General features: G+C 57.5%; 13 protein-coding genes. 10 read left to right on the top strand and 3 right to left on the bottom strand.

Annotated features, from left to right (window positions below; translation table 11 throughout):
• Positions 1–33 precede the first annotated feature (33 nt).
• From H6G53_RS17005 to H6G53_RS16995, 3 genes are all read right to left on the bottom strand, one after another.
• Positions 34–414: a YccF domain-containing protein gene (locus H6G53_RS17005; RefSeq protein WP_099532221.1), complete on the bottom strand. Its 381-nt coding sequence runs from the start codon at positions 412–414 to the stop codon at positions 34–36.
• An 86-nt stretch (positions 415–500) separates the two neighbouring features.
• Positions 501–704, bottom strand: a complete 204-nt coding sequence (locus tag H6G53_RS17000) for a hypothetical protein (RefSeq protein WP_199291641.1) — start codon at positions 702–704, stop codon at positions 501–503.
• Positions 705–780: 76 nt separating this feature from the next.
• Positions 781–4,728, bottom strand: a complete 3,948-nt coding sequence (locus tag H6G53_RS16995; RefSeq protein ID WP_190535017.1) for a glycosyltransferase — start codon at positions 4,726–4,728, stop codon at positions 781–783.
• 9 nt (positions 4,729–4,737) lie between these two features.
• On the opposite strand from H6G53_RS16995, the gene H6G53_RS16990 reads away from it, so the two are divergent.
• The 10 genes from H6G53_RS16990 (at position 4,738) to H6G53_RS16945 (ending at position 13,439) form a co-directional block, all read left to right on the top strand.
• Positions 4,738–5,820: an inositol monophosphatase family protein gene (locus H6G53_RS16990; protein WP_242030956.1), complete on the top strand. Its 1,083-nt coding sequence runs from the start codon at positions 4,738–4,740 to the stop codon at positions 5,818–5,820.
• A 275-nt stretch (positions 5,821–6,095) separates the two neighbouring features.
• Positions 6,096–6,473: an STAS domain-containing protein gene (locus H6G53_RS16985; protein ID WP_099534531.1), complete on the top strand. Its 378-nt coding sequence runs from the start codon at positions 6,096–6,098 to the stop codon at positions 6,471–6,473.
• A gap of 77 nt (positions 6,474–6,550) precedes the next feature.
• Complete coding sequence (locus H6G53_RS16980) at positions 6,551–6,994, top strand: Mini-ribonuclease 3 (RefSeq protein WP_199291639.1); 444 nt, start codon at positions 6,551–6,553, stop codon at positions 6,992–6,994.
• On the top strand, positions 6,991–8,763 hold the full coding sequence (gene rlmB / locus H6G53_RS16975) for a 23S rRNA (guanosine(2251)-2'-O)-methyltransferase RlmB (RefSeq protein ID WP_190355955.1): 1,773 nt from the start codon (positions 6,991–6,993) through the stop codon (positions 8,761–8,763). The genes H6G53_RS16980 and rlmB overlap by 4 nt, the downstream gene beginning before the upstream one ends.
• A gap of 179 nt (positions 8,764–8,942) precedes the next feature.
• Positions 8,943–9,953 carry an S-layer homology domain-containing protein gene (locus tag H6G53_RS16970; RefSeq protein WP_190535013.1) on the top strand — a complete coding sequence of 337 codons (1,011 nt, stop codon included), beginning with the start codon at positions 8,943–8,945 and terminating at the stop codon, positions 9,951–9,953.
• A 58-nt stretch (positions 9,954–10,011) separates the two neighbouring features.
• Positions 10,012–10,824, top strand: a complete 813-nt coding sequence (locus tag H6G53_RS16965) for a hypothetical protein (RefSeq protein ID WP_190535011.1) — start codon at positions 10,012–10,014, stop codon at positions 10,822–10,824.
• Between the two features lie 271 nt (positions 10,825–11,095).
• Positions 11,096–11,680 (top strand): hypothetical protein, encoded by a 585-nt coding sequence (locus H6G53_RS16960; RefSeq protein ID WP_190529728.1) that lies wholly within the window; start codon positions 11,096–11,098, stop codon positions 11,678–11,680.
• A 176-nt stretch (positions 11,681–11,856) separates the two neighbouring features.
• Complete coding sequence (locus H6G53_RS16955; RefSeq protein ID WP_099534183.1) at positions 11,857–12,441, top strand: VWA domain-containing protein; 585 nt, start codon at positions 11,857–11,859, stop codon at positions 12,439–12,441.
• A gap of 95 nt (positions 12,442–12,536) precedes the next feature.
• On the top strand, positions 12,537–12,896 hold the full coding sequence (locus H6G53_RS16950) for a hypothetical protein (protein WP_190355961.1): 360 nt from the start codon (positions 12,537–12,539) through the stop codon (positions 12,894–12,896).
• A 204-nt stretch (positions 12,897–13,100) separates the two neighbouring features.
• Positions 13,101–13,439 (top strand): maltose acetyltransferase domain-containing protein, encoded by a 339-nt coding sequence (locus H6G53_RS16945; RefSeq protein ID WP_190535009.1) that lies wholly within the window; start codon positions 13,101–13,103, stop codon positions 13,437–13,439.
• The last annotated feature ends 86 nt before the right edge of the window (positions 13,440–13,525 follow it).

Here is a 13,525-nt window from a genome sequence, read left to right as displayed (position 1 = left end):
GATTCATCATCCTCGCCTCGCGGTGTTTCTGAATTAACGCCCCACTTCCTTGAGTTCTCGGCCAAAGGGCAACAGCGCCATCACCAACAGCTTGAAATGTTGTTTAGCAAAGGGCAAACCAATGATTGTGATCGCCAAAATCACGCCATGGATCAGATGTGAAAGGGCGATCGCCCAACCAAAGAAAAACACCCAAATCACATTCAAAATCACCCGCAAAGGGCTATCGGCATTTTCCACCGCCACCACTTCTTTACCGAAGGGTGTCATGGTTGCCAAACCAACCTTAACCTGTTGAAGACCAAAGGGAATTCCCACGATCGTCAAACACATGCTGAGACCGCCGATGATGTAGCCCAGCCCACTGATGAGTCCACCGAAAATCAGCCAAATGATGTTACCTAATAAGCTCATAGTTCCAAATGTCTAAATCTTTGGTGTATCGAGGGTGTCCATGGAATGCTACGGCATAGCCACCCACAACGAGATAGCGAACTTGGTTAGCGTTTAAGCACTCGATAAACTCTCTGAAATCGGGGTTCAAAACCATAGGCCCATTGATGATATTCGCGGCGAATTTCTTCGAGGGCGGCCAAACGGGCCTCGGCGGGTTGACTGCGCCAATAGGCTAGGTCGCTTGCTTTGGCTGCCTGATCATCTTTCATGTTGAGAATGCGGCAGCTCATCACCATTTTACGAACCATTTTGGACTCCTATTTGGACTCCTGATTGAGCAAAATTGTCCCAATGGCCCCAGGATAGCGAAATTTCAGCGATTGCCTACTCTAAAAACAGCAGACGACGCAGCAGTTGTTCCAGTTCGTTGGCCGTGCGATCGATCCCGAGGGTTTCCACGGTGGCTCGTCCCGTTTGGGCTAGGTTCACCCGCGACACTGCGTCGGTGGTCAGTTGCAGCAGGGTTTGAGCGATCGACTCGGCCACGGGCAGCACCGTGCCGTAGTGAATCCCGGCGGACAGGGTGGGATGCAGGGGCAAATCTTCGCCCACCAGCAGGGCCGCACAACCGCAGCCGATCGCTTGCAGGGTGGGGAGGGCGCTGTTGGCGGCGGAGGGGGCCAAGTGCAGTTGGGCCGTTTGCAACGCGGCGGCCAAGGTGGCCTGATCGGGCCAGCCCAGTTCCTCGCAAGCAAAGGGCAGTGGCTCCGGCGCGTGGGAACCGTAGCGGCGAATTTGGAGATCCGGTTGCTGGGTGGTCAGGAGGCTTAACCCGGCAATGATGGCCGATCGCTGGTCGGCATCGGCGGCGCGATCGTCTAACCAAAGGATCGATCGGGCGGGGCCGCTGTGGCGTACCCAATTGGGCGTGGCGGGCAAAAAGTCTGCCGTTAATCCGCCTTCTAACCACAGGGGCGGCACTCGCAGGGCCCGGGCCGTTTCCCAGCGATCGGCGAGGGCCTGGCCGAGGGCGATCGGCCGCAACGGCAACCCACAGGAACCGAGGGCCGTTTCGCGCTCAAGAGTGCCCGGGGCTTCGCAATCCACTTCCCAGTTTTGAACCAAACGCACCCGCAGCCGCACGGTGGCCCAATCGGCCACCGCACAGGCCGATCGCCAATCGGTGGCCAGGGCCACATCCAAGGCCGGCAGCCCCGTTTGGCCTTCCAACACCTGCACACCGCTGCCTTGCAACTGGGTTTCCCAAGCACGACAGGCCTGATGGACTTGGCCGCTGCTACTGGCTCCGAAGGGTTGCACCACGAGCCGCACCTCATGGCCTTGGGCATCCAGGGCCCGGGCCAGGGCGGCGATTCGATCGACCTCCACGCTGTCGCTGGCTGCGAGAGAGACCACCACGGCCACGGTCAGCGCAATGGGTTCCGGGATCGATCGGGCTAACAGGTGATGCCAGCCGGCCCAGGTTTCTCCCAAGGCGGCGCGGGTGAGGTAGCGCTGGCGGGCCGCTTGGTTGGCCGCTTGCCCCAGGCGATCGCGCAAATCCCGATCCTCAATCAACTGGCCCAAGGTGGCGATCCAGTCTTCCGAATCACCACACAGGAACCCCGTAACTCCCGGTTGAATGGCTTCCGCATAGGTTCCCCAATGGGAGGCCACCGTGGGCACGGCCAACAGGGCCGCCTCAAAATATTTCAGCTCGCTCTTACCGGCGGTGAATTCCCGATCGCGCTCTAGGGGAGCCAAGTTGATATCCAAACGGGCATACACTTCCGGCAGTTTTTCCCAGGGCAAAATCGGCAACCGCTCCAGTCGATCGCCCCAGGTTGCCGCGAAGTCCGCCGATAGTTCCAAATGCCCCACCACCAACAGTCGCGCTTGGGGATAGCGGGTGGCGATGACCTGCAAGGCGGCTTCACATTCCGCAAAGTCCCGCTGGTGGGTTTTGGTGCCGCTGAGATAGCCCAGGCGCACCACGGAGCGATCGCGCTCATCGGTTCTGGCCGCCAGGGTTTCGGCCGCTTGCCGTTCCATTTCGGCGCTGGCTCGGTTGGGCAGTAGCGCCACGGGAGTGCCGGGGAATCGCTGCTCGATCGACCGTTTCAAGTTGGCAGTGCTGGTGCTGACCCCATCCACCCGGGCGATCGCCCGTTGGTATTGGTGCATCATCTCCTTGTAAACCTGCCGCAGTTCTTCTTCGCCGCTGTTGGCATCTTCCAACTGATAGAGCAGATCCGGATCAAAGACCAAATCATCGGTTTCAAACACAAACCGCACGCCCTGTTTTCGCCCTTCCTCGATCGCGGACTCCAGGTTGGGATGGAAGGTGGGCCGGTGCATCACCACCACTCGGTATTGATCCAACAATTCCCGGTAAGGATATTGGGCAATGTCGTAGACCTCAACGCTGTAGCCCAAATAGCGCAGGGCTTCCGCCTGGTGCAGGCAACGGTAGCGGTAGGGCGCACCGCCGCAGCCGCTGATGAAGGCAAACATCCCGATCGGGCGATCGTCCGCCGTTTGCACCTTCACTGGAGCTGCTAAACGCCCTTCGCGCACCCCCACCAACAGGAAATGCTCAAAGGCACTGCGATATTGCCCCAGTTCCACCGCCAAGGCCGCGTCGCCATAGGTTTGCAAATAAAATTCGCTGTCAAAGTTGGGATTGGGATTCAGCCCCTCCGCCATTCCCACTTCAAGAAAATGTTCGATCGCGCTGTTGAAGTCCTTGGCCGCCAATCGCGCTTTCACCTGGGGGTAGGTTTCCAGGTAGTAGCGGGTTTTGAAGAGGGGGCTGGGGTCGCGCCCTTCCGTTGCCCCGTTGGCCACAAAGTGGGTAAAGGCCTGGCTATAGGTGGCATTGGGCAGACAGTTGGCCACATCCGGCTGAGTTTCCAGATAGTAGGCCGCATCAAACAGCCGCAGGAGAGCGTGGGGCTTGCGCAAGTCCAGGCTGGGCAGCTCTCGCTTAATGGCCTCATAGATCGCAGACTGTTGGGCCGCCGGATCGGGGGCGATCGCCAGTTCCGGGGGAATTTGCGACAGAGCCACCAGCGTGCGCGCAAACAGCTCCGGATCAAAGTGATCGGCCGCTGGCGGCCGCAGTTTGTATTTCAGCTTGATCCAAAAATTCCGCAGGGCCCAAAACTTGCTACTGCGAATGATGTCTAACAGGCGACGGGTTTCCTCAAGGCGCGATCGCAACTCCCGAAACTGATCTTGGGCGGCGGCGATTTGGGCCTTGGCGTGATCCCGCAGTTCGTTGGCCCGGGCGATCGCCTGGCGACCGTGCTTCACTTCCAACTCCGCCAGTTCCAATTCCTCGTGGAGGTCGGCGATTTGATCCCGCAGGCTTTCTAGGTCTTGATTAGCCGCTTGCAGCAGGTCTTCTGTGCATTGCAGCCGGCTGTCATAGGTTCCAATCAGGGCTTGGTACTGATCCACTTGCAATCGCCCCTCGATCGCCCCCTGTTCGGCGGTCAGGACGCGGGCCTGATAGCGACTGAGATCCGCGCGGGTTTGCTCCAGTTGAAATTGGCTTTGGGCCAAGGCCGGTTGCAGTTGGGCCAGTTGTTGTTGCAGTTGCCGAAACTGCCCTTGGCGATCGCGGGTCTGTTCAGCCAAGGCCCAATCCTGCAACCAGGTGAGGGCATCGGTGGGCGCGCTGGGGTCGATCGGCAATTGCGGGTGTGGAGCCAAGGCCCGGGCGTTGAGCTGCTGATAAAGGGCGGTGGCCGTGGGATAAAAATGCTGGAAAAGGGCTTGGCGTTCATCGGCGATCGCCTCCCAGTCGGGCAAAATTAGGGTTTCGGGCCCCCATTCCACCGCCCCGGCCGCCAAGTCCACCAAAATGGCGCGATTGCCCAATTGCTCAAGGGCCACCAACAGCGCCTCGTGGTAGGTTTGCCAAACCCGCAGGGCCCATTCTGGATCTTCGAGGGCCCGATCGCCCGCCGCCCGAAACAGGGCCGAAACGCCCACCCAAGGGGCACAGGACACCAACACAAACCGAGCGGTGGGGAACTGGGTTTGCCAATCACTCAAAAACAAGGTGGCCAAAGCGTCCGCCACCACCACCGGGCCCGTGGGCCAGCGGCGACAAAGCTGCCCCAAGCGATCGATCCAAAGGGCCGAAACCGGCTCCGGTTGCCGCGTCACCCAACCGGACTCTTGGAAACCTTGGGCCCGCAATACGGCCTGATGCCAGGGTTCCACGGAAACCGGTCGCCAGCCCAACTCTTCGAGGGCCGCCGCCACCCGATCGCATCCCACCGGCAACAGTCCAGCAACGATCGCAATAGTCGGCTCAGTCATAGGAGGGGGTTGCAAGATCGACAACGGGTGCGTGGCAATGGGCGTGCATCTGGGAACCGGTGGGGTTCTCAGGAAAAATACCACACCGGCCCGGCCCTCCAATGGCTGGCCCTCCGAATGCCCAGCTCGCCCGCCAATGGCCATCGCATTCCTTGGCCAGTGTTGACCATTGGACGATCGCCCGCCGGTCGCTATCCTGTCTGTGTGCTGCCTGTGCCCCGAGCAATTATCGTTCCTGCGTCTTCTGTCCTTGCCCTCCGCTGCCTAATTCTTGCCATGACCGCCATCGATCGCACCTTTTGGACTGATGTTTTAACCTTCACCGCCGACCTGGCCCAGCGCACGGGTCAGCAACTGCTGAAGGACTTTGCGGGCGATCGAGCCACCACCGAAAAAGACGACGGAACCTTGCTGACCCAATCGGACACCTGGGCCGATGCCACCCTGCGCCAGGCGATCACCGATCGATTTCCCGATCACGGCTTGCTCAGCGAAGAGGGCAACCATGATTTGCCCGATCGGGATTGGTGTTGGATCATTGACCCGATCGATGGAACCACCAATTTCAGCCACGGCATCCCTGTTTGGGGCATTTCGATCGGGCTGCTCTATCGCGGCTGGCCCGTCTTTGGCTATTTGTACTATCCCCCCACCCAAGAAGCTTGTTATGGCTTTTGGCCCGGTGAAACGGGATTGGATCTCGAACCAGGAGCCTTTCGCAACGGCCGCCCGATCCGAACCACCAGCGCCGACCCGGGCCCCAACCAAACCTTCAGTTTTTGCACCCGCAGCATTGAGCGGGCCCCACGCCCCTTCTGTTGCAAAATCCGGGCGATCGGGTCGGCTAGCTACAACTTGCTCACCGTCGCCACCGGTAGCATGGTGGGAGCCTACGAGCTAACGCCCAAAGCCTGGGATATTGCCGCCGTTTGGCCCATCCTGCAAGCGGCCGGAGCCACCTGGATTTCCCTAGAAGCCTATCCACCCTTTCCGCTCACCCCTGGCGACAGTTATGGCAAACGTTCTAATGCCTGTCTGGTGGTGGCTCGGGCTGATTTGGGCGATTTTTTCCGCCGGGCGATCGGGATTTAGGGGCCTCTGATTTGGCGGCGGTTGGGGGCAGTTGGGTCATGAGATCCCCAAGTCTCAGATCTTCGATCCCGTCTTTGATCCCCAAGTTTTAGATTCCCAGGGAATCTAAAATAAAAACTCCCATAATCTGCAAAACCCCTTCCCAAAACTTTCCCGAACGAACCCAAGGCCTGGAAGCCGGGCGGCTACCCGCACAAAATTCAGTGGACAACCAGGCTCGGAATCCTTATATTGGGATGTTGTCTAGATTGCGACGGTGTTCTTAGGAGGTCATTATTCCCGAGCAACTTACCCTAACCGTCAGCTTACGAGGCACGCGCGAAGTTAAGGGAGATTGTCAACTGTTCCGCCTCACAGGGCTGCTCGATGCATTTTCGGAACCCACGTTCCGTAAAAAGCTGGGGCAGTATGTTGAAGACGGCCCGCCCCATGTGGTGCTGGATCTAGCGCATATCGATTTTGTAGATAGTTCTGGGCTAGGCGCTCTGGTGCAACTGGCGAAAAAGGCCCAGAGTGCAGGTGGTAGTTTCCAGATTGTGACGAATCCCCGCGTCACCCAGACCGTTAAACTCGTGCGTCTCGAAAGCTTCCTATCGCTCCAGGATTCGGTTGAAGTGGCGATTAAGCGCGTTTCTGAATCGAATCAAGGCTAAGATTGGCTGTGGAGTTACAACCGGCGATCGCGACGGATTCTCCGAGTGTCGAAGCAGGCTGGCTAGCCGCCGCGGCCTTGCGATCGCCCCTCCCCCTCAGTTCGTCAATTCCCGCAGCCGAAATTCAACGTCTGTCGCCGGCTGCCTTGGCCTATTTAGGCGACTCCGTTTACGAACTTTACATCCGCTGCTATTACCTCTTGCCGCAATCACGCACCCGCACCTATCACGATCGCGTGGTTGCCCAAGTTCGCGCTGAAACCCAAGCCCGCCATCTAGAGGCGCTGCTGCCCCACCTGACCGAGGCTGAACGTGAGATAGTTCGGCGCGGTCGCAATGCCACTGATAAGCGTCCAAAACGGCTCGCGGGTGGAATATACCAGGCCGCCACGGCCTTTGAAACCTTGGTGGGTTATCTCTACCTAACCCAGCCGTCCCGACTGACCGAGTTGTTGGCCCGGTTGGATTTGTCGCCGTCTGTTTCCTCTCATGCGACTTTAGATCGCAACTCTTCATCATGACTGATTTTTCGTATCGTAAGGGTCGTACCGGCAATTCAGCAGGCCAAGCCGGTCAATCCAGCAAGTTTGAGCGTCCGGGGAAACCGGTTAAGGGCGGACAGTTTCAGGGCAAGGGACGGTATCAAGGTTCCCAAGGGGGAGAAGGCTCGAAGGGGCGTTACGAGGGACGGCGCGATCGCGCGGATGATTTCGGGTTCTCCGGGGAAGACCGGGAACGCCGCAACTATGACGGGGGCGAGCGCCGGGATTTTGGCAAAGACCGGGACTTTGGCAAGGAAAAGAAGGACTACGGCGGCCAGCGATCGGGCTATGGCTCCCAAGGTCGATCGGGTTATGGTTCCCAGGGGCGATCGGGCTATGGCTCTCAGGGATCGCAGGGATCCCAGGATCGATCGCAAGGATCGCGGGGCTATGGCTCCGGCCAGCGTGATGGCGAGTCCCGGGACTTTGGCGGTAAATCCTTTGGCCGCAAGCCTTTTGGTGGCGGTCAGGGCGGCCAGTCCTTTGAGCGCCGTGGCCGGGATGGCGATCGCCCGAACCGTGGGGGCGATCGACCCTTTAGCCCTCGGGGCGATTGGAACCGGGAAGAGAACCGGGACTCGCGCGGTGGCGAGGGTTCAGACTTCCGGGGCAAGAAATTTGGCAAGGGTCAAGGCAAGTTCAGTCGGCCCTTTGGCGATCGACCCGATCGCCCTGACCGGCCGGAGCGGAACCGGGATGAGCGTCGGGATGGTGACTATGGCTCACCCCGGGGCGATCGGGGTGAACGGATCGATCGCAGTGATCGCGGTGAACGGGGGGATCGGTCTCCTCGGTTCGATCGCGGGGGCGATCGCCCGGCCTTCAGTCGCCGTCCCGAAGGGGGCAAGTTTGGCGGCCGCCGGGATGGGTTCCGCGAGCAACACCGGGACGGCCAAGGCCGGGACTTCGGCGGGCGCGATCGCGCTGCCCATGCCTTTGATGGCAATACCCAAAATGGCAACCCAACCACGGGCGAAGCCGAAACCAACAATGACATCATCTACGGCCGTCATTCGGTGTTGGCAGCCCTAGAGAGCGAGCGCACCCTGCACAAACTCTGGATCGTGCCCCAGTTGCGCTACGATTCCCGGTTCATGGGGCTGCTGCAAACGGCTAAGACCAACGGCACAATCATCGATGAAGCCACCTATAGCCAACTGGCGCGGCTGACGGATGGGGGCAATCACCAAGGTGTGGCAGCCCAGGCGGCGGCCTACGATTACTTGGACTTGGCGGATGTGATTGAAAAGGCCAAGGCGGCCACCGATCGCGCCGTGTTGGTAGCAGTCGATGGGGTGACGGATCCGCACAATTTGGGTGCGATCGCCCGCAGTGCCGAAGCCTTGGGCGCAAAGGGTATCATCATTCCCCAACGGCGGGCCGTGGGCGTAACTTCCACGGTGGTGAAGGTGGCGGCCGGCGCGATCGAACACTTGAATATCGCGCGGGTGGGCAACTTGGTTCAAGCCCTGGAAACCCTGAAGGCCGCTGGCTTCTGGATCCATGGCTTGGCCGCTGAAGGCAGCGAACCGATCGACAAGGTAGACCTCACGGGCCCGATCGTGCTGGTGATTGGCGCAGAGGGCGATGGCCTGAGCCTGTTGGTGCAAAAAACCTGCGATGTGTTGATGTCCATTCCCATGAGCGGCCACACGCCCAGCCTGAATGCTTCGGTGGCGGCGGGCATGGCGCTCTATGAAATGAGCCGTCAGCGTCGTCATCAGTCCTTGGACTTGCGGGACTCCTAGGAGCGCGGCTGCGATCGCGCCCTGATTTTGCCTCCCAGCGGGCCATTTGCTAGGCTGTCCGGAGACTTAGCCGCCACCGAACCTCAAGGGGCCGGGAACGGTTAAGCCCCGGGGTTACCTCGTGCCTCCGGTGCGAGTTGATGAAAACCCCGGCCATGGCCTGAGTTTGGAGGTGGTGCGTGTCTCAATTGCCGGATGGGCCCTTGCCCGAGGATCGATCGCGATCGGCCCGCGAGACTAATGACGAATGGATTGCGGTCTTAGTGGCCCTGCTAATCTTTGGGGGATTGTTCTGGTGGTTTGCCAGTCGCCAATCGATCCCAGTGGGTTGGCAGGGCTTGCTGCGATCGCGCCCCGTTGCCCCTGAAGCGCCTAAGGGCACAGGCAAAGAACCCACGAGGGCGATCGCCCCGAAGCCCCAACCCGACGCGCCCGCCAAGGCCCCAGCAGCCTCCCCCACGGCTCCCCCGGTGGCTAGCCAAACCCTGGCTCCTGCGGCTCCTGCGCCCATCCCCGCCGCCCCAGCCCAGCCGATCGCCCCTGCGCCGTCTGTTGCCCCAGCCCTTGCGCCAGCCGCCTCGGAGCCAGTGGCCGCGCCCTTTAAGGATGTGGACGGGCAACATTGGGCCTATCCCTTCATTGAAAAACTGCGGAAAGACAAAATTATTGCTGGGTTTGAGGATGGTTCCTTCAAGCCCGATCAACCGGTGACCCGGGCCGAACTGGCAGCCATTTTGCGAGATGCCTGGGCGGGGCCCACGGTGCGATCTCCTCTGCCCTTCCCGGATTTGGCTGCCGACCATTGGGCAAAATCCGCTGTCGATCGAACCGTTGTGTTAGGGCTGATGCGCGGTTATCCCAATGGACAATTCGCCCCCGACCAACCCATTTCTCGCCTTGAACTCTATATCACCCTCGCCTCTGGGCTGAATTTGCCGCTGCCGGAACCGCCCGATCGCCAACGGCAACTGGAGCGTTACGGCGACGGCTTGGCCCTGGCCCGCTGGGCCCAGCCCAAGGTGGCCGCCGCCAGCCAAAGCAACCTGGTCACTTACTATCCCTTGCGCGATCGCCTGGATGCCCAGCGGCCAGCAACCCGCGCGGATGTGACCGTGGCGCTCTATCAAGCCCTGGTTTGGCAAAAACGCCAAGCCCCGATCGCCTCGCCCTATCTGTCGCCCCAACCCTAGGGAGGCGATCGGGCAGTTTGTTCAGGGCAAAATCAACCCCCCAGCGGATTTCCGATGAATGCGGTACGGGTTCCCGGTGTGGATGCTGCCTAGGGCGATCGCGCTAGGTTGGGAACCGAACAGGCTGATCAACAGCCATCTTTCAGCATTCCGCACCGCAACCAGCCCAGAGGGAGGGGCGATCGCCGTGAATCGATCGGCTAGGCAATCTCGATTATCGCAAGTCCGTTTCCAGCCACGGCCCGGCGTTCCCACCCTCGGGGCGATCGCCCTGTTGTTGCCCTTGGTGGGCTGTGGATTCAGCTTCAAAGCCGACATCCAAAACGGTAACTTGGTGGTGAACAGCGGCTACGAAATTTCCGAAACCCTGCTGAACCAAAGCCCCATCAGTTTCAAAGGCGATCCCGCTTCCTTTGTGGAAACCATCGATCGCTTTGAAATTCAAGAGGGACAGGTGCGCGCCTTTGGCAAATTCGTTTGTCCCGACAAGCGCCTAGAACCGGGAAGCCTCGATTTTGTGTTGCAAGCCAGCTCCCGGCAACTGCTTGAAGCCAAAATTGCCCGTGTGGATTCCCCCTGTATCACCTTGGCTGACCCTCGAATCATCACCGTGAATCAGCTTTTGGCGGATAGTTTTCAGCGCCTGGCCGCCGGAACCCGAGAAATTGAAGTGACCCAAGTGAAGGTGGGTGACCAAAAAATCGCGATCGACTTCCAATGGGTCACACCGCTGGAGTCACCCAGCCCCGCCGCCAGCCCCGCCGCGCCCGATCGCCCCGCCAATTCACCATCCACCCCCAACAATCAAGCCCCTAGCGATTCATTGCCCAACAATCCGCTACCCAACAATCAACCTGGCACAGATATCTAGCTAGCATTGAGCCACCAGAGATTGGGTTAATCCAAATCTTGCCAAATCTCACCCGATTTCGCCGTTAGCCAGCATTGATACCTAGGATGCAATCTAAGGTTGATCCAAAAGATCGATTCAAGAGGTTGATCCAAAAGATTGATCCACAAGATTAATCCAAAAGATTGATCCAAAAAATTCAAGCAGCATTAATTCAATAGGGCAAATTGGGATCAATGAGGGTGAATTAGCGGTATCTAGGATATTGGAAAGTAATTGCCTGTGTAAAACCATGACTGACCTAACCCGAGACTATATTTTGGCCGTGGACGCTTCCAGCTCCATGGGCATTCAGATGCCGAACGGTCAAACCCGTTGGGCCGCCGTTGCCGAAGCAGCCTTTGGACTGGCCCAGGCGATCGAGCAATTTGATCCCGATGGCATCCAGGTTTATACCTTTGCCTCTGGGGTCAAGGAACATGGCAACGCCAACGCTCAAACCGTTGCCAATTTGTTTAGCCAAAATCGCCCATTTGGGTCAACTAACTTGGCTGGACTGTTGAACCTGGTGTTGCTGCAAAAGTGGGTTCCCGAAGTGCCCACCACCTTGATTATCGTCACGGACGGGCAACCAGATGACAAAGCTGCTGCCGCCCAATCCCTGGTGGCCGCCACCAAAAAAATGCAATCGGACGAGCAACTAGCGATTACCTTTGTCCAAATTGGCGATGATCCGGGTGCGACCAATTTCTTGAAATTCCTGGATGACGAGTTAATGGGATTGGGCGCTAAATTCGATGTGGTCGATACCTTTTCCGCTAGTGAATTTGGCAATCGATCAATTGAAGAAATTCTGCTTGCCGCCATCCAAGATTAAGAGAAATCAATGGGCGCAATGTTCAAGCATCAACGATCAGTGAAAACGATCAGTGAAAACGATCAGTGAATGGGTCATGATTCAGCGACCAATTTCCTGAAAACCATGGGCAATAGTTGCATCAATTCTCTAGACGCTCTGATCGTTTAACCACCTTTTTTCTATCAAATTGAGACATGATTAGCCTCAAGCGTGATTACATTTTGGCGATTGACGCTTCCAGCTCCATGGGCATGACCCTTCCCAATGGGCAAACCCGCTGGGCTGCCGTTGCTGAAGCGGCTTTTGGGCTGGCCCAAGCGGTGGAAAAACTAGATCCAGATGGAATTGAAGTCTACACCTTTGCCAGCAAAATTCGTGAATTTGGCAATGCAACGGCGGCGACGGTGGCCGAAATTTTTAGCCAAAATGAACCCTTTGGCTCCACCAATTTGGCAGGGCTTTTGAATACAGTTTTGCTGAAAAAATGGCAAGCGGAAGTTCCCTTGACCCTATTGGTGATTACCGATGGTCAGCCCGATGACAAAGCCGCCGCGGCCCAAGCGATCGTCGCAGCCACCAAAAAGATGTCCGTTGATGAACAATTAGGCATTAGCTTTGTCCAAGTGGGGAACGATCCGAGCGCAACCAACTTCTTAAAGTTTTTGGATGATGAATTAATGGGGTTGGGAGCCAAATTCGATGTGGTTGATACGTTCCCTGCCAGTACCTTTGGCGATCGCCCGATCGAGGAATTGCTGCTGGCTGCGATTCAAGACTAAAATCGTTGGCTGAGAAATGTTTTCTAGCCAATATTTTTTAACCTCGGTTTTTGACCATTTCTCCACATCACCTCTGAGAACTTGAGAGATTTTATATGACTCAATGGACAATGCGATCGACCTTGAAATCGGCCTTGGCGGCCACTATTGCAGTCCCGATGGTGGCCCTGTCGGCAGCCATGGCCAAAGCGGACACAGAGTCAGTGACTTTCACGTTGGTGAATGGCACTAGCTCAACCATGACGCATTTCTATGCTTCGCCCCCCAGTACCAGTTCTTGGGAAGAGGACATTTTGGGGGTTGATGTATTGAACCCTGGCGAGTCCGTTGACATCACCATTGATGATGGCCGTGAAGATTGTACCTATGACTTCATGGCTCGCTTTGCTGATGGCTCAGATTCGGTCAGTTCAGGCACAATTTGCGGTGGGGAAACCTATACGTACACCGATTAAGCCCCGGTTTCTCGATCGATTCAACCCTGAAATGGGCAAAGCTCGATCGAATCAAAAGACATTTCAGAGCGAGCCGATCGGTTTGTTTTGATTAATCCCACCACTGCGCAGATTTCATAGAACCCCAGGAGATGATCAATGACTCGTGAATCGCTCCTGGGATTTTGATTTTGATGAAGGTCGATCGATTCTGGGAGGCTGATGATGGCTAATTTTGCCGAAGAACATAGCGAAAAAAGCAAAATGATCGCAGGGCAACTATACCTAGCCTCCGATTCCCAACTCATCCAAGAACGGGCCCGGGCCCGCCAACTTTGCCGTCGCTATAATGCCACCACCGAGGAAGAACCCAACCTAAGGTTCAGCATTTTGCGCGATCTTTTAGGCACAGCGCCACCGGAAATTTATATTGAACCGAATTTTAAATGTGACTACGGCTATAACATCCATTTGGGCAATCATTTCTATGCCAATTTTGATCTCATCATTCTGGATGTTTGTGAAGTGCGAATTGGCGATTATTGCCTAAGAGCTGATTTATAAAGACAATATTAATCAGCCATCCCCGCTAATCGTTTCACCATCAAATGCATTAAGCAGCCGTAGATCATCCCTTCGCTCGTCTCCGA

Origin of the sequence: Limnothrix sp. FACHB-406, assembly GCF_014698235.1 — a bacterium.
In the GTDB taxonomy this organism is placed as follows: Bacteria; Cyanobacteriota; Cyanobacteriia; order CACIAM-69d; family CACIAM-69d; genus CACIAM-69d.
This window is presented reverse-complemented; position numbering and strand designations above follow the sequence as displayed.